This window comes from Mogibacterium diversum, from assembly GCF_938028775.1.
GTDB classification, from domain to species: Bacteria; Bacillota; Clostridia; order Peptostreptococcales; family Anaerovoracaceae; genus Mogibacterium; species Mogibacterium diversum_A.
Genome location: NZ_CALIZG010000024.1, coordinates 81,275 through 107,222, shown reverse-complemented (window position 1 = coordinate 107,222; position 25,948 = coordinate 81,275). Strand labels below are relative to the sequence as shown.

Annotated in this window: 32 protein-coding genes and 1 other annotated feature; of the genes, 27 read left to right on the top strand and 5 right to left on the bottom strand. The window is 39.5% G+C overall.

The window, feature by feature from the left end; genetic code table 11:
- Positions 1-14 precede the first annotated feature (14 nt).
- The 3 genes from Q7O90_RS07510 to Q7O90_RS07500 are packed head-to-tail and all read right to left on the bottom strand — an operon-like array spanning position 15 to position 2,847.
- Positions 15-1,331 carry a uracil-xanthine permease family protein gene (locus Q7O90_RS07510; protein ID WP_304129059.1) on the bottom strand — a complete coding sequence of 439 codons (1,317 nt, stop codon included), beginning with the start codon at positions 1,329-1,331 and terminating at the stop codon, positions 15-17.
- Positions 1,332-1,364: 33 nt separating this feature from the next.
- Entirely contained in the window at positions 1,365-2,021 is a 657-nt protein-coding gene (gene lexA / locus Q7O90_RS07505; protein WP_304129057.1) for a transcriptional repressor LexA, read from the bottom strand.
- Positions 2,022-2,031: 10 nt separating this feature from the next.
- A complete protein-coding gene (locus tag Q7O90_RS07500; protein WP_304129055.1) occupies positions 2,032-2,847 on the bottom strand; it encodes a radical SAM protein in 816 nt (271 codons plus the stop codon).
- Positions 2,848-3,150: 303 nt separating this feature from the next.
- Here Q7O90_RS07500 and Q7O90_RS07495 point away from each other — a divergent pair, with 303 nt between their 5' ends.
- The 15 genes from Q7O90_RS07495 (at position 3,151) to Q7O90_RS07425 (ending at position 14,785) form a co-directional block, all read left to right on the top strand.
- On the top strand, positions 3,151-3,729 hold the full coding sequence (locus Q7O90_RS07495; protein ID WP_304129054.1) for a Na+/H+ antiporter subunit E: 579 nt from the start codon (positions 3,151-3,153) through the stop codon (positions 3,727-3,729).
- Positions 3,722-3,982 (top strand): monovalent cation/H+ antiporter complex subunit F, encoded by a 261-nt coding sequence (locus tag Q7O90_RS07490; protein WP_304129051.1) that lies wholly within the window; start codon positions 3,722-3,724, stop codon positions 3,980-3,982. Before Q7O90_RS07495 ends, Q7O90_RS07490 begins: the two co-directional genes overlap by 8 nt.
- On the top strand, positions 3,982-4,338 hold the full coding sequence (mnhG, locus tag Q7O90_RS07485) for a monovalent cation/H(+) antiporter subunit G (RefSeq protein ID WP_304129049.1): 357 nt from the start codon (positions 3,982-3,984) through the stop codon (positions 4,336-4,338). The genes Q7O90_RS07490 and mnhG overlap by 1 nt, the downstream gene beginning before the upstream one ends.
- A complete protein-coding gene (locus Q7O90_RS07480) occupies positions 4,339-4,581 on the top strand; it encodes a hydrogenase subunit MbhD domain-containing protein (protein ID WP_106057028.1) in 243 nt (80 codons plus the stop codon). It abuts the gene before it with no gap.
- A complete protein-coding gene (gene mbhE / locus Q7O90_RS07475; protein ID WP_304129046.1) occupies positions 4,581-5,384 on the top strand; it encodes a hydrogen gas-evolving membrane-bound hydrogenase subunit E in 804 nt (267 codons plus the stop codon). Before Q7O90_RS07480 ends, mbhE begins: the two co-directional genes overlap by 1 nt.
- The gene (locus Q7O90_RS07470) at positions 5,350-5,733 is read left to right on the top strand and encodes a sodium:proton antiporter (protein WP_106057026.1); all 384 of its coding nucleotides are present in this window, start codon (positions 5,350-5,352) and stop codon (positions 5,731-5,733) included. Before mbhE ends, Q7O90_RS07470 begins: the two co-directional genes overlap by 35 nt.
- Positions 5,730-7,205, top strand: a complete 1,476-nt coding sequence (locus Q7O90_RS07465) for a complex I subunit 5 family protein (RefSeq protein WP_304129044.1) — start codon at positions 5,730-5,732, stop codon at positions 7,203-7,205. The genes Q7O90_RS07470 and Q7O90_RS07465 overlap by 4 nt, the downstream gene beginning before the upstream one ends.
- The gene (locus tag Q7O90_RS07460) at positions 7,202-8,719 is read left to right on the top strand and encodes a monovalent cation/H+ antiporter subunit D family protein (RefSeq protein WP_304129042.1); all 1,518 of its coding nucleotides are present in this window, start codon (positions 7,202-7,204) and stop codon (positions 8,717-8,719) included. The genes Q7O90_RS07465 and Q7O90_RS07460 overlap by 4 nt, the downstream gene beginning before the upstream one ends.
- The gene (locus Q7O90_RS07455) at positions 8,713-8,919 is read left to right on the top strand and encodes a hypothetical protein (RefSeq protein ID WP_304129040.1); all 207 of its coding nucleotides are present in this window, start codon (positions 8,713-8,715) and stop codon (positions 8,917-8,919) included. The genes Q7O90_RS07460 and Q7O90_RS07455 overlap by 7 nt, the downstream gene beginning before the upstream one ends.
- Positions 8,906-10,645 (top strand): proton-conducting transporter transmembrane domain-containing protein, encoded by a 1,740-nt coding sequence (locus Q7O90_RS07450; protein ID WP_304129038.1) that lies wholly within the window; start codon positions 8,906-8,908, stop codon positions 10,643-10,645. The genes Q7O90_RS07455 and Q7O90_RS07450 overlap by 14 nt, the downstream gene beginning before the upstream one ends.
- A gap of 638 nt (positions 10,646-11,283) precedes the next feature.
- Positions 11,284-11,481 (top strand): sulfur carrier protein ThiS, encoded by a 198-nt coding sequence (thiS, locus tag Q7O90_RS07445; RefSeq protein WP_304129036.1) that lies wholly within the window; start codon positions 11,284-11,286, stop codon positions 11,479-11,481.
- A 3-nt stretch (positions 11,482-11,484) separates the two neighbouring features.
- Positions 11,485-12,147: a sulfur carrier protein ThiS adenylyltransferase ThiF gene (gene thiF, locus Q7O90_RS07440; RefSeq protein ID WP_304129034.1), complete on the top strand. Its 663-nt coding sequence runs from the start codon at positions 11,485-11,487 to the stop codon at positions 12,145-12,147.
- Between the two features lie 102 nt (positions 12,148-12,249).
- Positions 12,250-13,014 (top strand): thiazole synthase, encoded by a 765-nt coding sequence (locus tag Q7O90_RS07435; RefSeq protein ID WP_304129032.1) that lies wholly within the window; start codon positions 12,250-12,252, stop codon positions 13,012-13,014.
- A gap of 3 nt (positions 13,015-13,017) precedes the next feature.
- Positions 13,018-14,241, top strand: coding sequence for a 2-iminoacetate synthase ThiH (gene thiH / locus Q7O90_RS07430; protein ID WP_304129030.1), 1,224 nt, complete (start codon positions 13,018-13,020; stop codon positions 14,239-14,241).
- Positions 14,228-14,785, top strand: a complete 558-nt coding sequence (locus tag Q7O90_RS07425; RefSeq protein WP_304129028.1) for a thiamine phosphate synthase — start codon at positions 14,228-14,230, stop codon at positions 14,783-14,785. Before thiH ends, Q7O90_RS07425 begins: the two co-directional genes overlap by 14 nt.
- 46 nt (positions 14,786-14,831) lie before the next feature.
- Here the strand turns inward: Q7O90_RS07425 and Q7O90_RS07420 are convergent, their stop codons facing one another.
- Entirely contained in the window at positions 14,832-15,461 is a 630-nt protein-coding gene (locus tag Q7O90_RS07420) for a Maf family protein (RefSeq protein ID WP_304129027.1), read from the bottom strand.
- Positions 15,451-16,089 (bottom strand): energy-coupled thiamine transporter ThiT, encoded by a 639-nt coding sequence (gene thiT / locus Q7O90_RS07415; protein WP_304129025.1) that lies wholly within the window; start codon positions 16,087-16,089, stop codon positions 15,451-15,453. The genes Q7O90_RS07420 and thiT overlap by 11 nt, the downstream gene beginning before the upstream one ends.
- Before the next feature lie 700 nt (positions 16,090-16,789).
- On the opposite strand from thiT, the gene Q7O90_RS07410 reads away from it, so the two are divergent.
- From Q7O90_RS07410 to rny, 12 genes are all read left to right on the top strand, one after another.
- Entirely contained in the window at positions 16,790-18,172 is a 1,383-nt protein-coding gene (locus Q7O90_RS07410; RefSeq protein WP_304129023.1) for a Na+/H+ antiporter NhaC family protein, read from the top strand.
- A 52-nt stretch (positions 18,173-18,224) separates the two neighbouring features.
- Positions 18,225-18,342: a sequence feature (ribosomal protein L20 leader region), on the top strand.
- On the top strand, positions 18,295-18,873 hold the full coding sequence (gene infC / locus Q7O90_RS07405) for a translation initiation factor IF-3 (protein WP_442929258.1): 579 nt from the start codon (positions 18,295-18,297) through the stop codon (positions 18,871-18,873). Its footprint overlaps the feature before it by 48 nt.
- A gap of 28 nt (positions 18,874-18,901) precedes the next feature.
- A complete protein-coding gene (gene rpmI / locus Q7O90_RS07400) occupies positions 18,902-19,102 on the top strand; it encodes a 50S ribosomal protein L35 (protein ID WP_106057012.1) in 201 nt (66 codons plus the stop codon).
- A 19-nt stretch (positions 19,103-19,121) separates the two neighbouring features.
- Positions 19,122-19,475, top strand: coding sequence for a 50S ribosomal protein L20 (gene rplT / locus Q7O90_RS07395; protein WP_094234367.1), 354 nt, complete (start codon positions 19,122-19,124; stop codon positions 19,473-19,475).
- Positions 19,476-19,477: 2 nt separating this feature from the next.
- The gene (locus tag Q7O90_RS07390; protein ID WP_298571472.1) at positions 19,478-19,657 is read left to right on the top strand and encodes a hypothetical protein; all 180 of its coding nucleotides are present in this window, start codon (positions 19,478-19,480) and stop codon (positions 19,655-19,657) included.
- A gap of 177 nt (positions 19,658-19,834) precedes the next feature.
- Positions 19,835-20,926 carry a trigger factor gene (gene tig, locus Q7O90_RS07385; protein WP_304129017.1) on the top strand — a complete coding sequence of 364 codons (1,092 nt, stop codon included), beginning with the start codon at positions 19,835-19,837 and terminating at the stop codon, positions 20,924-20,926.
- Between the two features lie 124 nt (positions 20,927-21,050).
- Positions 21,051-21,575, top strand: a complete 525-nt coding sequence (nrdR, locus tag Q7O90_RS07380) for a transcriptional regulator NrdR (protein ID WP_330667073.1) — start codon at positions 21,051-21,053, stop codon at positions 21,573-21,575.
- A 9-nt stretch (positions 21,576-21,584) separates the two neighbouring features.
- Positions 21,585-22,241: a (d)CMP kinase gene (gene cmk, locus Q7O90_RS07375; RefSeq protein WP_304129015.1), complete on the top strand. Its 657-nt coding sequence runs from the start codon at positions 21,585-21,587 to the stop codon at positions 22,239-22,241.
- A gap of 15 nt (positions 22,242-22,256) precedes the next feature.
- A complete protein-coding gene (locus tag Q7O90_RS07370; protein WP_304129013.1) occupies positions 22,257-22,673 on the top strand; it encodes a hypothetical protein in 417 nt (138 codons plus the stop codon).
- 122 nt (positions 22,674-22,795) lie between these two features.
- Positions 22,796-23,485: a RadC family protein gene (gene radC / locus Q7O90_RS07365; RefSeq protein ID WP_287300689.1), complete on the top strand. Its 690-nt coding sequence runs from the start codon at positions 22,796-22,798 to the stop codon at positions 23,483-23,485.
- Between the two features lie 17 nt (positions 23,486-23,502).
- Positions 23,503-24,231 carry an AAA family ATPase gene (locus Q7O90_RS07360; RefSeq protein WP_304129010.1) on the top strand — a complete coding sequence of 243 codons (729 nt, stop codon included), beginning with the start codon at positions 23,503-23,505 and terminating at the stop codon, positions 24,229-24,231.
- Between the two features lie 123 nt (positions 24,232-24,354).
- Positions 24,355-25,905 (top strand): ribonuclease Y, encoded by a 1,551-nt coding sequence (gene rny / locus Q7O90_RS07355; RefSeq protein ID WP_334293711.1) that lies wholly within the window; start codon positions 24,355-24,357, stop codon positions 25,903-25,905.
- Positions 25,906-25,948: the final 43 nt, after the last annotated feature.

Below are 25,948 nucleotides of genomic sequence, written 5' to 3'. Positions count from 1 at the left end.
AAGTCGATAAAGTACTAAACTTTAAATGTCTGGAATTTATCGTCTTCGTTATCTTCGTCAAACTCATAATCTTTTCCAGGGAGTAGCATATTAGCTACAATGCCAACTATAGCTGCAATGGCGAGTCCAGAAAGAGTGATTTTTACGCCAAGAACTGTAAATGTTATACCGCCAATCTGGTTAAATCCTAGAGAGCATACGAGAATGAGAGCAGTGATTATAGTATTTCGGGTGTTTTTGTAATTAACCTGGTTTTCAACAAGATTTCTAATGCCGACTGCAGAAATCATGCCGTATAGTATCAGTGAAACACCGCCAATAATTGCTAATGGAATAGTTTCTATGATAAATGCAAACTTTGGTATAAACGAGAGTATTATCGCAAAGCATGCGGCAATTCTTATTACTAGTGGATCATATACCTTTGTTAGTGCAAGAACACCGGTATTTTCACCGTATGTTGTATTAGCAGGTCCGCCAAATAGAGAGGCGAGCATAGTTGCTAGTCCGTCACCGAGAAGCGTGCGGTGTAGACCTGGATCTTTTATATAGTTATATCCAGTTGTAGCGCTGATGGCGGATATATCTCCGATATGCTCCATCATTGTCGCTAAGGCAATTGGAGTGATTGTGATAATTGCGCTTATATTAAACTTAGCCATCATGATGGGAGGGAAGGCAACAATTGACTCTTTACCCATACCCGAGAAATCAATCTGTCCCATCGCTAGAGCTACTAAATACGAGATTATTACACCTAAGATGATAGGTACAATCTTGGCCATGCCACGGCCCCACATATTGAAGAATATGATTGATACTAGGGCAACAATGGCTAGAAGCCAGTTAGTTTGTGCATTCTTTATAGCAGATGGCGCGAGTATTAAACCGATTGAAATGATGATAGGCCCTGTAACTACAGGAGGAAAGAATTTCATGACCTTCTCAATCGTAAATAACTTTATAAGTGCAGCAAGTATTACATATACAAAGCCTGCAACAATTACTCCACCGCAAGCATATGGGAGCATTGCTGTATTGGGGTGACCATTCTGAAGCGGTGCTACAGCTGCATAGCCACCTAAAAAAGCGAATGAAGAGCCGAGAAACGCCGGTACCTTACCTTTAGTCAGCAGATGGAATAACAGTGTTCCAAGACCAGCCATCAAAAGCGTAGTGGATATGCTAAGACCTGTGAGAAGTGGTACCAGCACGGTTGCACCGAACATGGCAAATGTATGCTGAAGGCCTAGTAGAATAGTTTTCGGCCAACCGAGTGTTCTTGCATCGGTTATGCCGTTAGAGTAGTGATGTTCGTTACTCTGTGTCATCGTTTCCTCCTTGGGTACGTATAAAGTGAAATATTAGTTAAAATATCTGAAGACTCCCTTAACCTTGCCGACAATCTTACAGTCATCGACAATTATAGGCTCCATGAAGTCGTTTTCAGGCTGTAGCCTTATGTGTCCTTTTTCTTTATAGAACCTCTTAACTGTCGCCTCAGTCTCAAATGCTCCGTCTATCATTGCAACAACAATATCGCCGTTAGATGCAGTCTGATCTTCTTGTACGATTAAGTAATCGCCATCATTTATTCCGACATTAACCATACTGTCACCGTGTACTACCAGCAAGAAGTTATTTCCATTACCGATAAATCTAGCAGGGAATGGTATGTTATCCTCGATATTTTGCTCGGATAGAATCGGAACACCTGCTGCAACGTTACCTATTACAGGAAGCTGCACCATGTTGATGTCATCCGCCTCAAACATAGGCTCCTTCGCGTCGTTGCTAATTGAATCGACAATTGCCAGTGCACGAGGTTTGCTAGGGTCTTTTTTGATGAACCCCTGGACTTCAAGTGCTTTGATATCGCTATATACCGTTGAAGTTGATTTGATACCTATAGCGTCACAAATCTCCCTAACGGTTGGGGGAAATCCTTTTAGTTTTATAGTTTCCTTCATGTACGCGAGCACCTGCTGCTGACGTTTTTCGCTTTTTTTAACCTTTGTCATGTCAAATCCCCTATAAAGTAAGTGAATTGAGTGTCATCTCTTCGCCGTAATTATTCCAATCATCGTATATTTCACCAGTTTGTCTGATGATAATATCACCGACTTTACCATTGATTTTGCTGTATGGAAGTGTTTTGTGATAAGTGATTCTGCTGTCTCCAAGCTGAAATAGGAAGCCAGTACGGAACAGTTCCTTTTCAAGCTGTCCTTTGTATTCAGCGATGGAATTGATTAGCTTGAATAAATCGTCATGTTCTGTATCGAACACGTTATCGAGTGTCAACTTAGAGTAGTTAGCTCGAAGTTGTATCTCATGGCCAGAGAATCTATCTAGAACCTTGAGCAGTTTTTCCTTTGTGTCAGCTTCAGTTGCATCCTGGAAAACAACGCAGTTAATGCGATGTGGGACTTCAAGAAGCTCGAAAATCTCATCAGAGCATTCCTTTACGTAATGCTTAAGGTGTCTTGATACATTAATGCAGCTAATCTTATCTTTATTTTTGTTAAGCACGGCTGCAACTTTATGAATATCTTGATTCTCATTGGTTGGCAGTGTTGTGTTGATGTACACATGATGACCGTCCTTAATGTGATCAAGTATGTCCTGAAGCGCATCAAGATCTGCAAGAGGCTCACCTCCGGTAAGCACTATATCGTTGTGCGGTAAAATCTTGTCTAGTAAGTCTAGAGACCTGTAGCATCTATCGAGATTAAACGAAGATGTATCTCTATAGTCATCTTTATTTACACAGAAAGGGCAGCAATTGTTACAGTCGTATGGAACGAACATGGTAACAGTTGGACCCTCTTTGATAAAATCTATCATTCTAGTTTATCCCCCTATACTAAAATTATTAAATTATACCATTTCGAACAGTTGTTTGCAATTGAAATGACGATGAAATACAGTGTTATGACCATTTTTAAGACCAGAACCATAAATAATACAATTATGTATGGTTAATAGAACAAAAGCCTTTAAAGGTTTTCAATAATAATGTATACTAAAATTAATGTTATCAATTCAATCAATTTTATATATGAAAGGTTAAAAGCAAAGATGAGGGAATTCTTTCGCGACCGGCATCTAGCTAGCAACCCGTACCTCAATTTCATCGAGGTTTATGGTTTGTTATTGCTTCTCTGGATTGTGATGTCAGGAATATTTACAGTTAAATTTATAATTTATGGATGTGTTTCCTCGTTTTTGATTTCATGTTTCGTAGTGGGCTCTCTGCGCATCGGAGGGCTTAAATCTAACCGAACATATTTTATTCTTCATGCTAATTATCCAAAACTGATAATCTATTTTCTGTGGCTTATCAAAGAGGTCGTTAAGAGCGCAATAGATGTTTCTAAGATTGTATTATCTTCTAAAATGAAAATTGAGCCTCTAGTAGTATGGTTTAAGGCAGATTACGACAATCCGGTAGCAAGGGCGATTCTTGCAAATTCAATCACATTGACACCGGGAACTGTAACTATCGATATCTATGATAGCGGTGTTTTCTCCGTTCACGCTTTAAATAGCGAGTTTGCTGATGGACTGCTAGATGGAACTATGCAGATGCGTGTTGCAAAACTTTACGGAGAGACTATAGATTACAAGGTGGTCGATGTGGTTACTGATTACGACTTTACGGAGAAGGAAGTCGTTGAACTGACATCAAAGCGATTCAAGAGAAGGAGGAAGAAGTCTAATGCATAATTATTTTATTGCGCTTCTTGCTGGTCTGCTTGCAATCGTCATAATAATGGTTATAACGATGTTTATAGGTAAGACGGTATACGACAAGCTCAATGCTTTATTCGTCATAAATACGAATATCGTTATGCTGATTTTAGTCGTTGGCTTAATTGACAACAGAATGGATATGCATATAGATATCGCACTTAGTTATGCGATTCTAGGGTTCGTAACAACTGTTATTCTTGCTAAATTCATAGGAGGTAGAAGGTAATGAGTTTACAGAACATCGTGGCGATTACTATTATTTCCTTCGGTTTTATTTTTATGGCTTTAGCAGCAGTTGGAGTAATAAGATTTCCTGATTTTTTTACAAGGCTTCATGCTTCTGGTGTAGGAGAAACTTTCGGAGCACTGATGATGACTATAGGAATAATGGTGTACACAGGATGGACATTATTATCAGTAAAAGTATTTATCATATTCTTTCTACTACTACTCACGAATCCTCTTGGAACTAATTTGATTATGATAACATCGGTTCATGCCAAGAATTACCAAGATTATAATCACAAGCAGCATTTTGGGGTAAATCAGGATGATACTGCGGATGAAAAGGAGGGAAGATAGATGAGTTCATTCCTTGTAGAGGCAATTCTACTTCTCGCTTTAATATCTATTACTCTCGTGATTATATTTGATAAAGACCTCGTGTCAGTTGTCGTAGTGTACTGCGCATTCAGCTTTGTAACGATGTTCCTATACATCATAATGGGAGCACCTGATGTAGCCTTTACAGAGGCTGTAATTGGTGTTATTTCAACTATTTACTTCATAATGACACTGAAGAGTATAGATAGGCGGTGTAAGTAATGCGCAAGTATATTAACGTGACATTTTTGATTACGGCGATACTGCTACTCTTTGTTATAGTAGCTAAGATCGATGTACTGCCAGCAATTGGAGATATCGACTCTGCACCAGCACTTCATGTTTCAAAATACTATATAGAGCATTCAGTACAGGATACGAATTCTCCAAATATGGTTACTGCTATGATTGTAGACTACCGTGCATTCGATACTATGTTCGAGACGACTGTTATGTTCCTAGCTGGAATAGGGGTAATCATGATCCTAGCGGGTAGACCAAAGGCAAAGAATAGAATTGTACAGCCAAAGAGATATTTTGGTCACCGTTATAAGCTCGGAGATCCTGCATACAAGACTATCAATAAGGATGTAATGATCACGCTCATTGAACCGCTAATCTTGATATATGCATTCTATGTATTATTTCATGGAGAAGTCAGCCTTGGTGGAGGATTCCAGTCTGGAGCACTCATTGCATTGACGTATATCATTGATATTCTAGTAATTCCCGATAAGAAAAACCTGTTTATGATGACAGGCAAAAATTCAGCGAGTATTGCAGGCGTTGGTGTTTTGATATATGTGATGACAGGAGTTGTTCCGATGTTCAACGGAGGCTCATTCATGGATTACACCTATCTGCCAATTCCGGTTCACGCCGCAGAACGACATGCGATTGGAATTCTGCTCGTTGAGATAGGCGTAACTATCGGAGTAATGGGCACTATTATTACGATTCTTAATGCGATTATGAAGAGGGTAAGATTTGATGATGACACAGATAAATGGACTTCTGGCGAGTAAAGGGATTTATTTTTTAACTTTACTACTTTTGCTACTTGGAGTTTATGGAATGGTTTCTTGTAAGAACTACATGAAGAAACTCATTTGCATGAATATCATGCAGGTTGCAGTAATATTTTTCTACCTATGCTTTGCTCAGAAGAAAGGTGGAACTATTCCTGTTGCGCTAGATACAATAGTTAATGCTGATAAATACGTTAACCCAATTCCCCATGGATTAATGCTAACAGCAATCGTTGTAAGTTTAGGTACTACTGGTGTTGGACTTGCGCTACTAACTAGAATTAAGGAAAAGTATGGCAGCATAGAAGAGGACGATATAATAAGAAGGGAGAACCGTTTCAAATGAATGATCTTCCAATAACTATTATTTTATTTCCACTAATAAGTGCGCTGCTGTCGCTCCCACTGTCCAAGATAAATAAACACTTAGGAAGAAATGTGGTTGCAATTTCGATATTTGCGGCATTTGTTTGCTCGGTAAAGCTGCTAACTAAAGTTATACATGAGGGCGCAATTCGATATACATTTGGAGGCTATAAAGCACCGTATGGTATCGAATTTTATATCGACTCAATCGGTGCAATTATCGTTTTGATAATTCTGCTCTTAGGATTTATTACAGTTCTCTATACCATGAATTTTGAAGTTACCAATGAACGCAAGGTCATAGGCGGAGCATATGCTCTTATAAGCTTGTTAATAGTCGGAATGTGTGGTATGACGCTTACTGGCGACGTATTTAATCTATACGTATTCTTAGAGATTACTTCACTTTCTGGTTATTGTTTAATTGCTCTAGGTGGTAGCAGGGGAATAGTAGCGTCTTTTAGATATCTTCTAGTGGGTACAGTTGCAGCTACCATGTACTTGCTCGGTGTCGGCATACTATATGCATCAACAGGAACGCTAAACATGACTGATATGAGGAGCATTCTGGATTCACAGGACTATACAGTTCAGATGACTGTCTCCATGTGTCTTTTTATCGGTGCTTTTGGTATCAAGATGCCGATGTTCCCGTTTCACGGCTGGCAGCCATCGGCATACACACATGCTGAACCAGGTTCTAGACCGCTAATCGTCGGAATAATGGGTAAGATTCCAGCTCTCGCCATGTTTAGATATCTGTATATTATCTATGGCACAGATTTCAAGTATTTTAATCTATTTCTAACCATAATCGGTGTGCTCTCTTGCATTGGTATTATCTATGGATCGATTAGAGCTATGGCACAGGAGGATATCAGAAAGATATTCGCATATTCATCTATTGCTCAGATTGGGTACATAACACTCGGTTTTTCTATAGGTAATTCCTATGCACTAGCTGGAGCCTTCTTGCATTTGATTGGACACGTATTCATGAAGAGCGGGCTTTTCTTCAGTTCAGCTGCAATCAGATACAGATTCGGAAACTTCGAGCTTTCGAGTTTCGGCAGGATTTATAAGAAGATGCCTATTACATCAGCTCTTATCGTTTTGGCCTCACTTTCGATGATTGGAATACCACCAACTGTAGGGTTCTTCAGCAAATGGTACATAGCGCTAGGAGCTGTACAGAATCATCAGTTTGTGTATTTAGCTGTATTAGTGCTTAGCAGCTTGCTAAATGCGATTTACTTCTTCAAGCTAATTGAGAAGATCTTTATTAATAAACCGACAGAGCTTAATGATAGACGAGAAGGAGAAGTGCGTGAACTTCCTATATCTATGCTTATTGCGATTGTAACTTGTTTTGTAGCAATAATTGCTATAGGAATACTTAACGTAAGCGTTGTAAATGTGATTATGATGACTGTGAAGGGGGTAGGAATATGAATTTAATTTCTCTAAATATCCGCCCACTTCTTGCGATATTAGTTTCACTATGTGCATCGGGACTTATATATGTGCTAGGTGATCATATAAAGGAAAATGCAAGAGAAGCTATAACCTTTATAGCTGCAGTTATTAAAATTGCTCTCGTATATTCAATGGTTCCAGCTGTTTTGGCTGGTCATACTATAAGATTAGAACTATTTAGGATAGTGGATGACGTAGATTTCACTTTAAATGTGGATACAGCTGGAATTGTTTTTGCATGTAGCGCATCGACGCTATGGCTATTAACATCTATATATTCTGTTGGGTACATGAGAGGGCATGGCGAGAAAAATCAGACCGGATATTATGCATCTTTTGCAATGTGCCTGTCAGCGGCTATGGGAATTTGCTTTGCGGCAAACATGATAACATTCTTCATATTCTTCGAAGTGCTGACTATTGCGACTTACCCTTTAGTTGTACACTATCGTGATGCAGAAGGGACTAGATCTGGAAGAAAATATTTAGCATACACGCTAATCAGTGGACAGATATTCTTTGCAGCTATGGTCATAGTTTACTCTGTATCAGGTAGTATGGAGTTTAAACCGGGTGGATTCCTGGATAAAAGCATGCTACCAGCGCCTTGGGCACTAGTTGTATTTATGATGATGATAGGAGCAGGAATAGTTAAGGCAGGTGTTATGCCTCTTCATAGCTGGCTTCCTGCGGCGATGGTAGCACCTACTCCTGTAAGTGCGCTCCTTCATGCTGTAGTAGTCGTGAAGGCTGGAGCATTTGCAACACTCAGGGTGGTGCTATATGTATTTGGACCTAAGCTAGCTAGAGAGTGCGGTGGCGCAACTATACTAGCTTGGATGGCAGTAGCGACTATTTTAATATCATCACTGATAGCACTTAAGAAAGACAATCTAAAGGCTAGGCTTGCATTTTCAACCATAGGGCAGCTGTCTTATATCGTACTCGGAATAGCTATTCTGTCTCCATTAAGCACAGCGGGAGCTCTATATCACCTTGTTGCTCATGCATTTATGAAGATTACACTATTTATGTGTGCCGGTGCTATATTTGTGACTACTCACAAGAAGGATATCAGTGAAATGGTTGGACTTGGTAGAAGAATGCCCGTTACTATGAGTGCATTTACGATTGCTTCGCTTGGTATTGCAGGATTCCCATTTTTCGTGGGATTTGTAAGTAAGGCAAATATCATCATGGGTGCACTCAAGACAGGGCAGCTGCTATTTGGTGCTACACTTATTGTAAGTGCAGTACTGGCACTTACGTATCTGATGCCAGTTGTGCTTATTACTTTTAAGAGAGAACCGGTGAATCCAGAGTTCAATACGTACGGTGAAGCTAGCAAGACGATGTTAGTTCCGCTGCTTATCACAGCGACTGTATCTGTGATACTCGGTGTGGCTCCAAACTTCGGACTTCACCTGCTAGACCTAGCGATGAGCACGGGTGAAGCGGTGTTTGCCCATGTGGGAGGTGTGATATGTTAAGCGAGATATTACATTACACCGTCCTCTCTATTGTAGGCTCATTGGCGCTGGTATTTATAAGTAAGGTTATCTTAAATAAGTTTTTACGCCGTAATGTGAATTACTACGAGGGCACAGAAATAAATGAAGAGATGGAACTTCTTCAGCATGCTAGATTAGATGCGTCTTATTTGGAAAGGAGGACGGATGATGATAAATAGTTTTCACCCTGGACTCCTTATGATTCTGATTGGAGCATTAATCCTCGTTTTACCGGATAGATTTAAAAAGCCGTGTTCGATTGTTGCAGCGGCATTGGGAATTCTTGGATTGTTCACGCTAAATAGTAGCAGCCATTTGGTGTATCAGATTACGTCAGACATCAAGCTACAGATGATTCATATTGATAGGTTATCAATGATATTTGTAATCATCTTCAGCATAATCATGGTCATCAACTCCATTTATTCATTTGACATACAGGACAAGTGGGAGAAGGGTGTTTCAGTTATCTATGGAGGCAGCATCATAGCTGCAACTTTAGCAGGTGACATAATTACTATGATCGTGTTCTGGGAGGTTGCTGCATTTAGTGCGGCATATCTGATATATGCGAGGCACACGAGGCGCTCATCAAGGTCCGCGCTTAGATACCTTCTGATGCATGCATTTGGAGGAAACATGCTTCTAGTAGGTTTCTTGCTGCATGCAGCCCAGACGAATTCTCTTGGAATTCCTAAATTTACCGTACTAGGTGGTTCAGCTGCATTCTGGTTCGTTCTAATTGGAGTTGGGGTAAATGCATTAGTTCCGCCGTTTAGCTCGTGGATTTCGGACTCATATCCCGAGTCTACTATTGCAGGAACAGTTTACATGTGCGGATATACTACAAAGCTTGGTATTTACGCTATGATAAGGATTTTTGCCGGCACTGAAGCACTTGTGTATGTTGGTGTATTTATGGCGTTATATGGCGTATTAATGGCCCTTCTGGAGAACGATCTACGCAGGCTATTCAGCTACCACATCATGTCACAGCTCGGATACATGGTCGCAGCGCTTGCTATAGGCGGAGCATGGGGAATCGATGGGGCGTCATCTCATGCATTTAACCATATACTATACAAGGGTGTACTTATGATGTGCTCAGGGGCTGTAATAATGGCGACAGGTAAGCGAAAAATTACAGAATTAGGCGGACTAAGGAAGAAGATGCCAATTACAGCATGGACTTTTCTCATAGCCTCGCTATCCATTGCAGGTATGCCATTTTTGAATGGCTTTGCTTCCAAAAGTATTATTATGCACGCAGTCAGCCTCAGTGGACATGAGACAGCAGCACTACTACTTACCGTGACATCAATAGGAACATGGCTCTCTGTAGCTCTAAAGGTGAACTGGTTCGTGTTCTTCGGTAAGGCTAGAAGCGAATTCGAGGTAAAGCCGATACCTATAAGTATGAAGATAGGTATGATTCTAGGCGCTTCAGGATGTATAATTCTGGGCGTATATCCATCTCTTCTATATAGGATTATGCCATATAAAATATCAGTGAATCCTTTTAACATCAGTCATATCGCAGAGTACATAATACTGTTTGCTGGGGCTACACTAGTGTTCTGGATTTTCAGAGTTAAGATGCTACCACATGATGAGCTATCATTAGATTTTGACTGGTTCTTTAGGAAGCCAATGGCAAAGTTCGTTAATTGCGTTTCACTCGGTCTAAACAGGTTTACTGCCTGGGCAGATAGAAGGTCACTGAAACTTGTCCATTTCTTCGGCGAGAGACTAGGGAATCCGTATAAATGGACAGAGAACTCAAGAAATAGTGCTATTAGAAATATTTCATTTGAGAATGAAGATCGCGATATCGGTCTAGTAATCGAAATTTCAGTATCAATGTTTGCGCTGATTCTAATGATTGCGATGATTTACATTAATTAGATTAATTGGATAGTAAAAACCAGTTGCTTTGCGTAGCAACTGGTTTTGTCTTTAATGCTGAATGATAATAGAATATTTTTATCCAATATGTAAGCTATCTCTTATTATTATCATTGGATAAGAAATACATTGCCAAAATAAGGCAGGCAATTCGTATACTCCATGCATAGTTCGTAATTCTGCTTATAGAGATTTCATCGGTAGTCACGTTAATATGATCTGAGATAAACGTGCTTATTGGTGTAGAAAGCAAGCAAATGCATATCAGTCCTAAAATTAACTTTAAATTGTCCTTGCGCATGATTTCCCTTTCTTAGATATTAATTAGATTATTTAAATTTAACTAAATATTATCATATTGTATGGGCATATCTTAGACTTTATTTTAATCAATAAAGGATGACCTATTAGTAATTGTAATAGTTTAAACACTAGTTTTTTATTGACAATAAAACTCAATCACTTATAATTAAAGATAGAGTATGCAAGGTCATACGAAGGGGTACACCACCTTGGGTGTAAAACTTCGTATGACCTTTTTTTGTTGCCGTATAGCTACTTAACTTATGACAGCAGCTAATAAACGAATCGAGGGAAATAGGCGAATTATAAAGTCCATTATGAAAGGTGGTGAGAATTTGATTAAGGTAAACGGTAAGGAAATTGAATATACATCTAGCATGACAGTACAAGACCTTTTGATATCGCTCTCGTATAGTACATCTCGTATTGCGGTAGAGAGGCTTGGTGAGATCATACCTAAGAAGAATTATGCAGACACTCTAATAAACGATGGTGACAAGATAGAAATAGTTTGCTTCATGGGAGGAGGTTAAACGATGGACAATTTAAATTCTTCTACTAAGAAGTTTCCTAGTGCCAGTGAGTTTGATAAGGCTAAAGACGATAGATTTTCACAGGCTGTCCATCAGAAACTAAAGCGGGCAAGCGTAGCCATTGCAGGTGCGGGTGGTCTCGGTTCAAATATCGCGGTTATGCTCGCTAGAAGCGGAGTAGGGCACCTTCATATTGTAGATTTCGATATCGTAGATATAACTAATTTGAACAGGCAGGCATACACTGTTAAGCATATAGGAATGCGTAAAGTCGATGCCATTACGGAAATTCTCATGGAGATTAATCCGTATATGAGAGTAACTACCGAGTGTATTCGTGTAATGGCGGATAACTGCAAAGAGATATTTGAAAGTTTTGATATTGTGTGTGAGGCTTTCGATAGTGCTGAGTCGAAAGCTATGCTTATCGATTCACTACTATCAATTAAAGATGGGCCAATCGTAATTTCTGGCTCTGGAATGGCTGGATATGACAGCGCAAATGAAATAAAGTCCAGACGTATCATGGACAGGTTATTCATTTGTGGAGATGGATGCACTGATGTCGATAGTGGCATTGGACTAATGGCACCAAGGGTTTCTATCTGTGCAGGTCATCAGGCGAATATCGTGATAGGGCATATTCTAGGAGTGGATAATATTTAATCGATATCTAATATTAAAACGAGATAGATTGAGATGTAATTGGGATAAAGGGATTTTTGTTACACGCGTAAACAGGAGTTTTTAAAATATAAGGAGCACATAATGAATGATAAATTAGTGATTGGTGGTCATGAATTTGATTCCAGATTTATATTGGGTTCAGGCAAATACGATGTGGAATTGATACGGGCTGCCGTTGAACAGGCAAGGGCAGAGATGATTACTCTCTCGGTGAGAAGAGCTAATACAGACGTTCAGAATATCCTTCAGTACATCCCAGACCACGTAACTCTGCTTCCTAACACATCTGGAGCGAGGAATGCTGAAGAAGCGGTTCGAATAGCAAGGCTCGCTAGGGAGCTGGGATGCGGCGACTTCATTAAGATTGAAGTCATCAAGGATTCGAAGTATTTGTTCCCAGATAATTATGAGACTATACGTGCAACAGAGATTTTGGCAAATGAAGGATTTGTCGTGATGCCGTACATGTATCCGGATCTTAATGTTGCAAGAGCTCTCGTAGATGCAGGCGCTTCGACTATTATGCCACTAGCTGCACCAATCGGTTCAAATAGGGGATTAGTAACTAAGGATATAATCAAGATTCTCGTTGATGAGGTGGATATCCCAATCATTGTTGATGCCGGTATAGGTTCACCATCTCAGGCTTGTGAAGCTATGGAAATGGGTGTAAGTGCGATTATGGCTAATACGGCAATCGCTACGGCAAATGACGTAGCAGGGATGGCAGGAGCATTTGGAAGTGCCATTAAGGCAGGTAGAGCAGCTTACCTTGCTGGTCTTGGACGCATCGTAAGAGATGGCGGAGTGGCATCGTCACCGCTTACTGGATTTCTGGAGGATTAAAATATGAATGATGTAAAACGTATGGAGTCATCTGGTAGTGAGAAAACGAGGCTGCGCACTGACCATATGACTTATATGGATGGAATGGAGATTATTCCTCATGATACTTTTGATAGAGTTATAGCCGAAATTAATTCATATAACCCTTTGGAATACAGCGAATCAGATGTAGTGCGCGCTATTAAGGCTGATAGCTGCAGTATCGATGACTTCAAAGCACTGCTATCTCCCGCAGCTGACAAATACCTAGAGCAAATCGCCAAGAAAGCAAGTATCGAGAGGAGGAAACATTTCGGTAATGTTGTAAATTTATTTACACCTCTCTATATATCGAATTACTGCGAGAACTACTGTGTGTACTGCGGTTTCAACTGCCATAATAAAATTCATAGAGCAAAGTTATGCGCGGACGAGATAGAGAAGGAGATGAAGGCTATAGCGAAAACCGGGCTTGAAGAGATACTAATTTTAACAGGTGAAAGTAGGAGTAAGTCAGATATAGAATATATCGGTGAAGCGTGTAAAATTGGCAGAAGATACTTCAAGAACATCGGGATTGAGGTATATCCAATGAACTCGGATGAGTATGCGTATCTAAAGTCGTGCGGAGCTGACTACGTAACTGTCTTTCAAGAGACGTATAATTCCGATGAATATGAGAGGCTTCACCTAGCTGGACACAAGAGGGTTTTTCCATATAGGTTTAATGCCCAGGAGAGAGCGCTTATGGGCGGGATGAGGGGCGTAGGATTTGCGGCACTTCTAGGACTTGATAATTTTAGAAAAGATGCTTTAGCGACAGGACTTCATGCATATCTAATTCAGCGTAAGTATCCATGGGCAGAGATTTCGCTTTCATGTCCAAGACTGAGGCCAATCATCAGCAATAACGATGAAGGGGCGATGTTCACACCGAATCAGAATAATGAGATTGTGGGAGAACGCCAACTGCTTCAAGTTATTTCCGCATATAGGATTTTTCTTCCGTTTGCTGCGATGACCATTTCAACTCGCGAGCGAGCTGGATTCAGAGATAATGTCATGGGTATAACTGCTACAAAAATCTCAGCAGGTGTGGATACTGGAATCGGTAGCCATAGCGATGATGAAACGAGTTCTGGTGATAATCAGTTTGAAATTGCAGACGGAAGATCCGTCGATGAAATCTGTAAGGCTCTTAAGGAGCACGGCATGCAGCCGGTTATGAACGATTATGTGTACGTTTAAAAAAATCTGTGTAACGAACCGCCACTTAACTGATAGGTCACTTTATGAACAACTTAAGATAGTATTTGCAATTTCGAAGCCGGATATCGTGATACTTAGAGAGAAAGATCTTTCTGAAGACGAATATAGGGAACTAGCTTATAAAGTTAAATTGCTCTGTGATTTATACTCCGTAAGACTAATTGTGAACAAGTACTATAAGATTGCGCGCGAACTCGGTACAGTCGTTCAATTATCAATTGCTGATTATGAATCTAATATTGAATCCTTGGACGGCTTAAAAGCTTGGGTTTCAGTTCATTCTCTTCAAGAGGCGCTTAGAGTCAGTTGTGCGGGTGCTAATGCCATAATCGCGGGTCATATCTATGAAACTGATTGCAAGAAAGGGCTTCCAGGACGTGGTATAGACTTCCTGACAAGTATAGTAGAGCAAGTTGATGTACCGGTATATGCGATAGGTGGAATCGACGAGTTAAATATAGAAGAAGTTTCCTCGGCTGGAGCAAGTGGCGCGTGTCAAATGTCATATTATATGAAGCTATAAAAAGTGGGGCTAGCATATGTAATATGCAGCCCCATTTACATTGATGTTAATATTGTTTATTAAGTTCGCTGATTATCATATTATAAGGTAGCCCAACGACATTTTCGTAATCTCCTCTAAACTCTTTGATATATTTTCTAAAACCACCTTGGATAGCATATGCGCCAGCTTTGTCAGCCGGTTCACCAGTCTTTATATATGACCATATATCTTCATCTGTATAATCACCGCAGATGATCTTCGTAACTTCAGCAAATGAGCATCTGTCATCAAGCTGAGGAACTCCGTCAATAATGTCGATAAGTGTAACTCCTGTAGCCACGTAATGAGTATCATTTCTAAGCGAAGCAAGCATATTAAAAGCATCCTCGTTATCGTGCGGCTTGCCCATGATAATGTCTTTATAGACGATAGTGTCCGAAGCTATAAGTAGCAATTTGCCTTCAAGTCCTAATATATCTGGAAGCTCTAGTGCTGCCATAGCTTTTCTCTCGGAAAGCATCGTCACTGCATCCGTAAAAGATATACCATCTGGCAGTTCCTCGTCGGCATTTCCTGGCATTACGATTGGTTCAACACCATGATTCCTCAAGATTTCTAATCTACGTGGTGATTTCGATGCAAGAATGACTCTGTCATATCTTGATAACAAAGGATTATCAAGCTTAGTTTTCATTCTTAATCCTCTCAAATATGCTCTTAACAGGTGGCATATTAATTACAACAACCGTTATTGCAGCTTCAACTGCTAGGTAAGTGAAGTTGTACCAAATCGACCATGTAACTGCGTGGAATCCCTTTGGCGCATACGCTCCAAAGAAGATTATGCCCGATGCCACAGCACAGAAGTATCTTGCAAATACACCTGTAAGGTATACCTTTGTGAGCCCGTTCTTTCCGTCGCGCAGTGCTCCACCAAGACCGAGGGCTCCGAAAGCAATCGGATAGTCGAGAAGTAGCTGAACCGGATGGATTACGTAAGGTCCAAAGATTAGATTTACAAGACCGAGCGCAACTCCGGCAGTTACTCCGCGCTTTGTTCCGTACAGGTATGTGATTACCGCTATTGGAAGAAGTGAGAGTAGGGTGACAGAGCCTCCTTGAGGCATGGTAAATATCTTAATGTTGGATAGTACCACAGCAATTGCAATTAGAAGTGAGGAAATGGTTAGTGCTTTAACATCTATTTTCTTGTTATCATTCTTTGATTTCCCACTAACTGTAATTAAGCATAGCAACAGGATGATTATAAAAACAATCAATACCTGACCAACTCTTGATTCAACAAAACTTTGTAAAGTCATAAAAAAACCTCCTATTATACAGGAGGGGGTGCTTGTATGTTTTAGCCAGCTTCCCGCTACGGCATTATCCGCAGGGTAGAAGGGTCTCGCTTCATCTTAATGTATAAAATGACCGATTTGATACGTAAGTGAAGCAACTCTCAGCTATCGCTCCCCCAGCAATATTTCATTTATTAATTGTATATTGTTAAATGTGATATTGCAATACGATAAATTTTATCAGTGTGACCATTGATTTTGTTATTGTATTTATATGTTAAATCCTTATTATAAATATTGAACACATTAGATCTTTAAAACAAAGTAAAGACCTTACTCTACAATCCTATAAAATATACTACTTTTTTCTTTATCAATGGACAGAACTGTACATTAAGTTTCGAATTTCTTCCTAAGTATAAATAATCAGTATCATCCAAGCAGATGTTGTAATACTTCATTTATTATTTCCTCATTATTATATAAACTAAAACATTTGCTAATATGATTGTAACATTAGATTGATGCCATTGACGTTTTAAATTTAATGATACACTTACAAAGTTATATAAAAATCACTTAAAATACAAAGAAAAATACAAATTTACAGTGTAAGAGAGTGTAATTTTGTGTAAAATAAATAATAATGCTTTTATAGGATTAGTAAAAGCTTTAATTTAATATGTTGCTTTTTTGCTGAACGAGTTACTGAGGTATTTTAATGAAAGAACAAGTTAAACTTCATCAGGAAAGAGAAGCAAGTGGCTTGGCGTTAATTCCACTTCTATTCTTTATAGTTATCTACCTGGGCGTTGGAATTGTCCTACATTCCAAGGGTGTAGAGATGGCATTTTATCAGTTTCCTTCTGTGGTCGCTATGACAATTGCAGTTATACTGGCTTTTTTAATGTATCACAAGACGGGAATCGACAATAATTTTAAACTATTTGCAAGAGGTGCTGGGGATGAAAATATTATGACGATGCTCATGATATTCCTTTTAGCAGGTGCATTTTCTTCTGTTGCCGGTGCGATGGGAGGAGTATCGTCAACAGCAAATCTTGGACTCGCGATTATTCCACCTAGGTTCATTGTCCCAGGAATTTTCATAATAGCAGCATTTCTATCTACTGCTACTGGCACATCTATGGGTACTGTGGGAGCTATAGTTCCAATTGCTTATAATATGGCTAAGACAGCAGATCTTAATATGTCATTCGTGGTTGCTGCTGTTCTCACAGGTGCGATGTTCGGGGATAACCTGTCGATGATTTCTGACACGACTATTGCTGCTACAAGGACTCAAGGGGTAGATCTTAAGGATAAGTTTAAAACTAATGCTTGGATTTCTATTCCTTCTGCGCTAATTACTCTTTCACTTATGGTTATCTTTAGCAAGGGTGGTACTGTAACTGGAAATTTAGATTATAACTTGATAAAGGTAGTACCATACGTGCTTGTCCTCGGGCTCGCATTATTAGGACTCAATGTGTTCGCCGTACTGATTATCGGAATTATCAGCGCTTCAGCAGTAGGTGTTGGAACTGGTGCGATTGGTCTTATGGAAGTTGCAGCTAAAATCTGGACAGGTTACCAGGGTATGATTGAAGTATTTATTTTATCAATGTTTGTAGGTGGTCTTGCAGAACTTACTAAGCATTACGGTGGTCTTAAGTGGATTATAGATAAGACAAGTAAGCTATTAAAAGGTCCTAAATCTGCATCTGTAGGAATCGCGGCATTAGCAGCTTTAACAGATGCTGCAACAGCTAACAATACAGTAGCGATCATCGTTACTGGTGAGATTGCCAAAGAAATTTCAGAGAAGTATAAGATTGATCCTAGAAGAACAGCTTCGTTCCTCGACATATTCTCATGTATAATGCAGGGCTTCATTCCGTACGGAGCACAGTTCCTTCTAATCGCCAGCTTGACTAAAAATGCAGTAAATCCGACTAGTATGATTCCATATAACTGGTACCTGATAATTCTAGGAATAATGTCGATAATCTCAGTAGTGTTACCTTCGTATAATAGGGTTGTGTGTAAAGGAGAGTGGAACTGGGAGAATATGAAGCCAGAACAAGAAGTTGAAAAACAGTAAAGGCATATGTCTTTTAGTATTGACACAAGTTCAGCAATAGTCTATAATCATCTAGTCAAAGAAGAAGTTATCCGCTTCTCACCTTGTGGGCACAGGCGTACGGGTTATCAATAACTTGATTTATTTCAGTTAATTCGCGGATACTTCTGTATCCGCTTTTTTTATTATATGGAGGTAGACCAATTAGCAAGGATAAACAACAGATCAACGGAGATATTCGTGCAAAGGAAGTCCGTTTGATAGATGAAAATGGAGATATGCGCGGAGTTATGGGCATAAGAGAAGCGCTTGCAATTGCAGAAGAGGCTAATCTAGACCTCGTAAATGTTTCTCCGAATGCTGAACCGCCAGTTTGCAAGATCCTAGACTTCGGGAAATATCGCTACGAGCTCCAGAAGAAGGATAAGATGGCTAAGAAGAACCAGAAGACCATGCAGGTTAAGGAGGTTCGTCTCAGCACATTTATCGAGGAGCACGATGTAAATGTAAAGGCGAATACAGCAATCAAGTTCCTAAAGGATGGAGATAAGGTCAAGGTTAGCCTTAGATTCAGAGGGAGAGAACGTGATTATACAGCGAAAGGCTTCGATGTTATGAACAGCTTCGCAGAGCTGGTTTCTGAATACGGCATCATAGATAAGAAGCCAAAGTTTGAGGGACGAAGTCTTACTATGTTCCTATCACCAAAGAATAGTAAGTAATGAATTAACAACTTAGGAGGAAATCATTATGGCAAAGAACAAGATGAAGTCTCATAGAGGCGCAAGCAAGAGAATGAAGCTTACTGGTTCAGGTAAGATTAAGAGAAACAAGGCATTTAAGAGCCATATTCTGACAAAGAAGACTGCCAAGAGAAAGAGAGGTCTTCGTAAGTCCACAGTGCTTACTAGTGCAGATACAAAGCGTATGCTTAGATCAATGGCAAAGTAGTTTAGGGAGGTTTTAAGATATGGCAAGAGTAAAGAAGGGCGTAAACGCTCATAAGAGACACAAGAAGATTTTAAAGCAGGCAAAGGGCTTCTACGGACAGAGAAGCAAGAACTTCAGAGCTGCTAACCCAGCAGTTATGAGAGCTCTAAGATCTGCGTTCGTTGGAAGAAAGAACAAGAAGAGAGAGTACAGAAGACTCTGGATCGCAAGAATTAATGCTGCTGCAAGAGCTAACGGCATTAACTACAGCAACCTAATGAACGGTCTCAAGAAGTCCGGAATTGAGCTAAACAGAAAGATGCTATCAGAGATGGCTATCTATGATGCTGCAGGTTTTGCAGAGCTATGCGAACTAGCAAAGAAGGCTAACTAATAATGGAATATTTTCTAAGCCATATAGGTGTTATATTTATTGCCGGGCTAATCGTTGCTGTTTGCGCGGTTACTTGGTGGGGCTTAACGGCGAGAAATGAAGTTCTTAAGCGTGAGAGAGCACAGGCTCGTAAGGAAGCTGCGCTAGCAAAACGTAGAGAACAGGAAAATAATAATAATTAGTTCGGAGGACAGGGCAATTGCCCTGTCTTTTATTGCTTAGGGATTGTAATTAATAAATTGTAATGCTCGTGTGGTTACTGTGAAACTCGTTGAACCCTCGAATTTGCTATGATAATATATATTGAAAGAATTTATAAGTATAAACAACTTCAAGCACAATATATAAGGGGTTTTAGTATGTCTCGTAACAAAATATGCAAGTCGACAATTGTGGCGGTTATGGTAGCCGGTGCACTTATGCTTACTGCGTGCGGTGGAGCATCTGTACCAGACAAGTATAACTATGATGATTTTAGTAAATATGTAAAGCTGGGCAAGTATAAGAATCTTGAGTACACCAAGGCTGATGCTTCAGTGAGCGATGCTGAGGTCCAAGATGCAATTAATACTACGCTGGAACAGGCGAAAACCAAGGAACAGGTAAAAGAAGGAACTGCAGCTTCAGATAGCATAGTTAACATTGATTATACGGGTAAGATTAACGGCAAGAAGTTTGATGGTGGATCTGCTACTGGATATGAACTGAATCTGGGAGATAGCAATTTTATCAGTGGATTTGCTGAGCAGATAGTTGGACATAAGGTGGGAGAGACTTTTGATATAACGGTTACGTTCCCTGCTAACTATTCTAATAACACTGAGCTTTCAGGTAAGAAAGCGACGTTTACAATAAAGCTCAACTCTCTAGTTAAGACTGTTACACCTGAGTATAATGATGAATTTGTGAAAAAGAATACAAAATTCAAGAACAAAGCTGAGTATGAGAAAAATCTCAAAGAACAGCTTTTGAAGGATAAGAAAGCTCAAGCAGCAAGCTCCGAGAAGCAGGAGCTGTTCCAGAAGATTTTAAATGCAAGTAAGATTAAGAAATATCCTAGCAAGGAGCTTAAGGATGCTCAGAAGAAGATGATTGACACGTACAAGTCTCTAGCTAAGAAAAACGATATGTCTTATGAGAAGTATTTAAAGAGTTCGATGGGTATGTCCAAAAAAGCTTTTGAAAACCAAGCGAAAGTTGCAGCAAAGAATACTGTTAGGCAAGAACTTGTGCTATTTGCTCTAGCTAAGCAGTATAATATCAAAGTATCTGACAAGGAATACAAGGAGTACTTAGATAAACTTCTTAAGGACGCAGGTTATACACGCTCTCAGTATGAAAAGGCTGCTGGTATGTCGATTGAAAAATATGCTGATCAGAACAATCTGTACGACACCATGGTGTACGAGAAGGTTATGGCGAAAGTCCTAAAGGACAGCATTGCAAAATAACTTTTGCCGTAGCTTTATGCTGAATGCAAACCCTTATATATACTTAATTAAGATAAACCATAAATAAATTGATAAATCATATGCTACGAAACTTTTTATTGTTAATTAAACATGGAGGAACGATATGAAGTGCCCTTATTGCGGTAATCCTGATACAAAGGTTGTTGATTCTAGACCTGTTGAAGAAGGTCTTGCTATTAGACGTCGTCGTGAGTGTGACAAGTGTCATAAGCGTTTTACAACATTCGAGAAGATTGAAAACTCGCTACTTGTGGTAATAAAAAGTGATGGTACTAGAGAGAGTTTTGACCGCAACAAACTGATAAATGGTGTATTAAAGGCTTGCGAGAAAACCAAGGTTAAGTACGATGACGTGCAGAGAATTGCTGATAACATTGAACGTGGTCTAAATAACACTATGGAAAAAGAGATAGACAGCAAGATGATAGGGGCTCTTATCATGGATGAACTTCGTGATTTAGATCAGGTAGCATATGTAAGATTTGCATCTGTATATCATAGATTTACGGATATAGATACCTTTGTAAAAGAAATCAATAATCTACTGGAAAAGGATAGAAATGGTCACGACGCAGAGAGATATGTAAAAGAGTCGACTGGCGAAGAAGATTCCACTGACGAGAATTAAGGTGCGAAGATGATAAGAATTGCTATTGATGGGCCTGGTGGTGCAGGCAAAAGTACTATCGCCAAGCTTGTAGGCGATAAGCTAGGTCTCGAGTATATTGATACTGGTGCTATGTATCGTGCTGTAGGACTAAAACTCACTCGCAAGGGAATTAAACCTGATGATCTAATATCTATTAGCAATATATTAGAGGAGACGACTATTGATTTTGTGAATGGTAAGATTATTCTCGACGGGGATGATGTCAGCGATATTATAAGAACTCAGGAGATTTCTAAGTTTGCATCAATTTATTCTCAAATACCAGAAGTTAGAAGCAAGCTTGTCGACATACAGCGAAGAATTGCTGCTGGTAAAAGTGTAATCATGGACGGGCGGGACATAGGAACCAATGTTTTGACAGATGCAGAACTCAAGGTTTTTTTAACTGCTGATTCTATGGTTAGGGCTCGCCGTAGATATGATGAATTTAGGTCAAAAGGGATAAAAGCAAATCTTGATGATATACACGAGGAAATCAAAGATAGAGATTATCAGGATATGAATAGGAAGCTTAATCCATTAGTTCAGGCTGAAGATGCGATTAGGTTAGATACTTCTGATATGACTATTGATGAGGTTGTAAATACAATTGTAGCTATGGCCGCAAGAGTTTCATGCAGTTAGTAATGGAGGTCATATATGAAAGAGGGTGCGATTGCACTTGGTAAAGTTAGAGGGTATTGTTACCTGATATTTTTGTTCGATATACTTATCTTGTTCCATTCTGAAATAGCTGGATTTTTTGGAACAACGGATAAAAAGATTCTGTATGGTTTTACAGCGATAATCTTGTTTCAGGCAGTGCTTAGTGTTCTTTATGTGGTGAAGTATGTAACTACAGTTGGTCAAAAAGACAAGAAACGTAAAGAGATTATAATGTACGCTGCTCGCTTAAGGTACTGCTTTATGGCTATGTTAGTGTTTCTCGCAGGAATTATCTGTAATTATGCGGTAGTTGACAATATTTATGTTGAAAAAGCGTTAATTATGATGCTTGTAATGATGCTTTTTCTGGCACTTAAGAATTTAACAATACTCCAGCGTGGTAGATATTAGAACCCATATAATAATTGAAATTTAATATTTTAAATTAAGGAATTTTGGACCCTGTCTGCGCTTGTTGCAGACAGGGTGTTTTGATATAATTCTATTGTGTTGCTCTCGAGAGAGGGTTATATATGGATAATGAAAATAACAACCTATACAGGTTGCCACAGGAAAAACTAATGTATTCTGGGGCATCATCACTTTCTGATGTCGAACTTTTGGCTTTAATTTTAAGGACTGGAACAGCAGAAAAGAAGGTGATTCAGTTAGCGGAAGAAGTGATGAACTACACTGATGATTTATCACAGAATATCGCTAGTGTGGATGCTAGAGAGCTGCTTAATGTAGACGGTATAGGGATTAGCAAAGCTTGCTCAATTGTTGCTAGCATGGAACTAGCTAGACGCGTTAGAAGGTCTAGTCTACAATCCGGTAAGACAATTACAACTGCTGAGGATATAGCTGAAATTTATATGGAACGTATGCGTGGGGCAAAGCGCGAGCATGTTCAGATGTTTATTCTTAATACAAAGTGTAAAATTGAATCTGAATATACGGTCTCTATTGGCGAATTAAATTCTGCCGACATCCATCCTAGAGAGGTTTATAGCATTGCTATAAGGCGTAGTGCTGCAGCCATTATAATTGCACATAATCATCCTAGCGGTGACCCTACGCCTAGCAACCTTGATATTGCAGCAACAAAAAGACTCGAAGCGGTTGGCAAGATAGTAGGGATAAAGTTGCTTGATCACATAATAGTCGGATGTGACAGCTATGTTAGTCTAAGAAGCGAAGGAATTATTGAACAAGATTCTTAAATGGAGAGTGTGATAAGGTGTCCAAAACAATTTACATCACGTCTGGAAAAGGTGGCACGGGAAAGTCCACATTTGCTGCGAACATCGGATTAACGCTTGCATATATGGGTAAGCGTGTTATTTTGCTTGATATGAATATGGGGATGAGAGATTTGGATCTCTATCTTGGTGTTCAAAATGAAGCGATATTTGATGTTTATGATGTAATTATGAGAACATGTGAACCTAGGGATGCAATCATACATTCTAACTTTGTGGATAAGCTTGCTATAATCCCTGCACATCAAGGTGGAAACTGGATTGATATATCAAGGGCGGATATCGATGAACTTATAGAACACCTTAAAGGTGAGTATGATATCGTGATTATGGACGGTGCACCAGGTATAAATCGTGCTGTTGATTTGTGCCATAGTTCTGCTGATGAAGTAATAATAGTTACAACTCCAGATTACTCTGCAATAAGAGACGCAGACGCTATAGAGGATAGATTAATAAAAAACGAGATTATGAACAGGCATTATGTCTTAAATAGAGTTATGCCTGTGAGTGATGATCTTGGATGTGGACCTAGCTTGGTAGAGATCGACTTGCGTTTTAGATCGCAACTACTAGGTGTGATTATGGAGGATGAAAATATTCGTGCTTCGTGTAATATTGGCATACCAATAGTGGCAAAAAGAGACACATATATAGCTAGAAATTTTGATAAAATAGCGGAACGCATGATTAGAGAGATTCTCTAATAGTTGACTATGTTTTCATTAAAATATATAATTAATCAGTATGATTATATACACGAAATACTTATTTTTAATAATTAATAAGTAAAAATATACTGTATTACTAACAAATAACTAAATAAGGAGTTGAACATGACACCGCTATTAATAACTATGGTAGCTGGTATAGCATTCCTAATTATTGGATTGCTGCTTGGCTACAGTGTGCGTAAGCGTGTCGGAGAGAAAGAAATTGGAAGTGCAGAGCAAAAGGCTCAGAACATAATTCTTGATGCGGAAAGTTCCGCTGAGAATCTCAAGAAAGAAAAGGTTCTTGAAGCCAAAGAAGAGGTGCACCAAATCAAGGAAAATCTCGAGAACGAAATTCGCGACAGACGTAATGAGGTTACAAGAGCTGAAAGACGTATTCTTCAGAAGGAAGAAAACATTGAAAAGAAACTAGAAAGCATCGAGCGTAGAGAAGAGGGGTTATCTAAACGTGAGCGCTCGATGGATGAGAAGCATAAGGAAATCGATCAGTACATTGAGAAGCAGATTGCTGAACTTGAGAAGATTTCCGGTTACTCAAAGGATGAGGCAAAGCACCTCCTGCTTGAAGAAATCGAGAAGGATGTGAGAAAAGATGCCTCGGCCATTATAACTAGAGTTGAAGAAGAAACTAAGGATGAGGCAGATAAGAAGGCTAGAGAGATAATTACTTTAGCAATTCAGAGATGTGCGGCTGACCAGGTTGCAGAGACGACTGTTTCAGTAGTGGCACTTCCTAACGATGATATGAAAGGCCGTATCATCGGAAGAGAAGGAAGAAATATCAGAGCCATTGAGACACTAACTGGAGTCGATTTAATCATCGATGATACACCAGAGGCGGTAATTTTATCAGGATTCGATCCAGTAAGAAGAGAGATCGCTAAAAGAGCGCTCGAGAAGCTTATTTCAGACGGAAGAATTCATCCAGCGCGCATCGAGGAGATGGTACAGAAGGCTACAAAGGAAGTCAACAACATTATCAAGGAGGAGGGTGAACAGGCTTGCTTCGAGACAGGTGTTCACAATCTCCATCCTGAGATGGTTAAGCTTTTAGGTAGACTAAAATACAGAACTTCATATGGTCAAAATGTGTTAAAGCACTCCGTAGAAGTTGCTCTCCTTGCAGGTATGATGGCTTCGGAACTAGGGCTTGATCCAAGGTTAGCAAAACGAGCAGGATTACTTCATGATATTGGAAAGTCTATCGATCACGAAGTTGAAGGAACACATGTAGAGATAGGTGTAAATATCTGCAAGAAGTATAAGGAGTCCTGGAAGGTTATCAATGGAGTTGAAGCTCACCACGGAGATGTTGAAGCAACGACACTTGAAGCGGTTCTTGTAGGTGCTGCAGATGCTCTATCTGCTGCTAGACCAGGCTCAAGAAGAGAGACTCTTGAAGCTTATATAAAGAGACTTCAGAGCCTAGAGAATATTGCAAATACTACTAAAGGCGTTGATAAATCATATGCTATTCAAGCTGGTCGTGAAATCAGAGTTGCAGTTAAGCCAAACCAGGTTAAGGATGATGAAATTCCGATGCTGGCTAGAGAAATTGCTAAGAAGATTGAAGCTGAGCTTGAGTATCCTGGTAACATCAAGGTCAATGTAGTCAGAGAGACTCGCGCAATAGATTATGCAAAGTAAAATTAAGCTCTCCGCTTGCGGAGAGCTTTTTAAAAGCAATCAA

Excerpts from the sequence above, each read along its gene's own strand:
- Q7O90_RS07510 (WP_304129059.1), bottom strand. The coding sequence starts at position 1,331 with ATGACACAGAGTAACGAACATCACTACTCTAACGGCATAACCGATGCA.
- lexA (WP_304129057.1), bottom strand. The coding sequence starts at position 2,021 with ATGACAAAGGTTAAAAAAAGCGAAAAACGTCAGCAGCAGGTGCTCGCG.
- Q7O90_RS07500 (WP_304129055.1), bottom strand. The coding sequence starts at position 2,847 with ATGATAGATTTTATCAAAGAGGGTCCAACTGTTACCATGTTCGTTCCA.
- Q7O90_RS07490 (WP_304129051.1), top strand. The coding sequence starts at position 3,722 with ATGCATAATTATTTTATTGCGCTTCTTGCTGGTCTGCTTGCAATCGTC.
- mnhG (WP_304129049.1), top strand. The coding sequence starts at position 3,982 with ATGAGTTTACAGAACATCGTGGCGATTACTATTATTTCCTTCGGTTTT.
- Q7O90_RS07480 (WP_106057028.1), top strand. The coding sequence starts at position 4,339 with ATGAGTTCATTCCTTGTAGAGGCAATTCTACTTCTCGCTTTAATATCT.
- mbhE (WP_304129046.1), top strand. The coding sequence starts at position 4,581 with ATGCGCAAGTATATTAACGTGACATTTTTGATTACGGCGATACTGCTA.
- Q7O90_RS07470 (WP_106057026.1), top strand. The coding sequence starts at position 5,350 with ATGATGACACAGATAAATGGACTTCTGGCGAGTAAAGGGATTTATTTT.
- Q7O90_RS07465 (WP_304129044.1), top strand. The coding sequence starts at position 5,730 with ATGAATGATCTTCCAATAACTATTATTTTATTTCCACTAATAAGTGCG.
- Q7O90_RS07460 (WP_304129042.1), top strand. The coding sequence starts at position 7,202 with ATGAATTTAATTTCTCTAAATATCCGCCCACTTCTTGCGATATTAGTT.
- Q7O90_RS07455 (WP_304129040.1), top strand. The coding sequence starts at position 8,713 with ATGTTAAGCGAGATATTACATTACACCGTCCTCTCTATTGTAGGCTCA.
- Q7O90_RS07450 (WP_304129038.1), top strand. The coding sequence starts at position 8,906 with ATGATGATAAATAGTTTTCACCCTGGACTCCTTATGATTCTGATTGGA.
- thiF (WP_304129034.1), top strand. The coding sequence starts at position 11,485 with ATGGACAATTTAAATTCTTCTACTAAGAAGTTTCCTAGTGCCAGTGAG.
- Q7O90_RS07435 (WP_304129032.1), top strand. The coding sequence starts at position 12,250 with ATGAATGATAAATTAGTGATTGGTGGTCATGAATTTGATTCCAGATTT.
- thiH (WP_304129030.1), top strand. The coding sequence starts at position 13,018 with ATGAATGATGTAAAACGTATGGAGTCATCTGGTAGTGAGAAAACGAGG.
- Q7O90_RS07425 (WP_304129028.1), top strand. The coding sequence starts at position 14,228 with ATGTGTACGTTTAAAAAAATCTGTGTAACGAACCGCCACTTAACTGAT.
- Q7O90_RS07420 (WP_304129027.1), bottom strand. The coding sequence starts at position 15,461 with ATGAAAACTAAGCTTGATAATCCTTTGTTATCAAGATATGACAGAGTC.
- thiT (WP_304129025.1), bottom strand. The coding sequence starts at position 16,089 with ATGACTTTACAAAGTTTTGTTGAATCAAGAGTTGGTCAGGTATTGATT.
- Q7O90_RS07410 (WP_304129023.1), top strand. The coding sequence starts at position 16,790 with ATGAAAGAACAAGTTAAACTTCATCAGGAAAGAGAAGCAAGTGGCTTG.
- rpmI (WP_106057012.1), top strand. The coding sequence starts at position 18,902 with ATGGCAAAGAACAAGATGAAGTCTCATAGAGGCGCAAGCAAGAGAATG.
- rplT (WP_094234367.1), top strand. The coding sequence starts at position 19,122 with ATGGCAAGAGTAAAGAAGGGCGTAAACGCTCATAAGAGACACAAGAAG.
- Q7O90_RS07390 (WP_298571472.1), top strand. The coding sequence starts at position 19,478 with ATGGAATATTTTCTAAGCCATATAGGTGTTATATTTATTGCCGGGCTA.
- tig (WP_304129017.1), top strand. The coding sequence starts at position 19,835 with ATGTCTCGTAACAAAATATGCAAGTCGACAATTGTGGCGGTTATGGTA.
- nrdR (WP_330667073.1), top strand. The coding sequence starts at position 21,051 with ATGAAGTGCCCTTATTGCGGTAATCCTGATACAAAGGTTGTTGATTCT.
- cmk (WP_304129015.1), top strand. The coding sequence starts at position 21,585 with ATGATAAGAATTGCTATTGATGGGCCTGGTGGTGCAGGCAAAAGTACT.
- Q7O90_RS07370 (WP_304129013.1), top strand. The coding sequence starts at position 22,257 with ATGAAAGAGGGTGCGATTGCACTTGGTAAAGTTAGAGGGTATTGTTAC.
- radC (WP_287300689.1), top strand. The coding sequence starts at position 22,796 with ATGGATAATGAAAATAACAACCTATACAGGTTGCCACAGGAAAAACTA.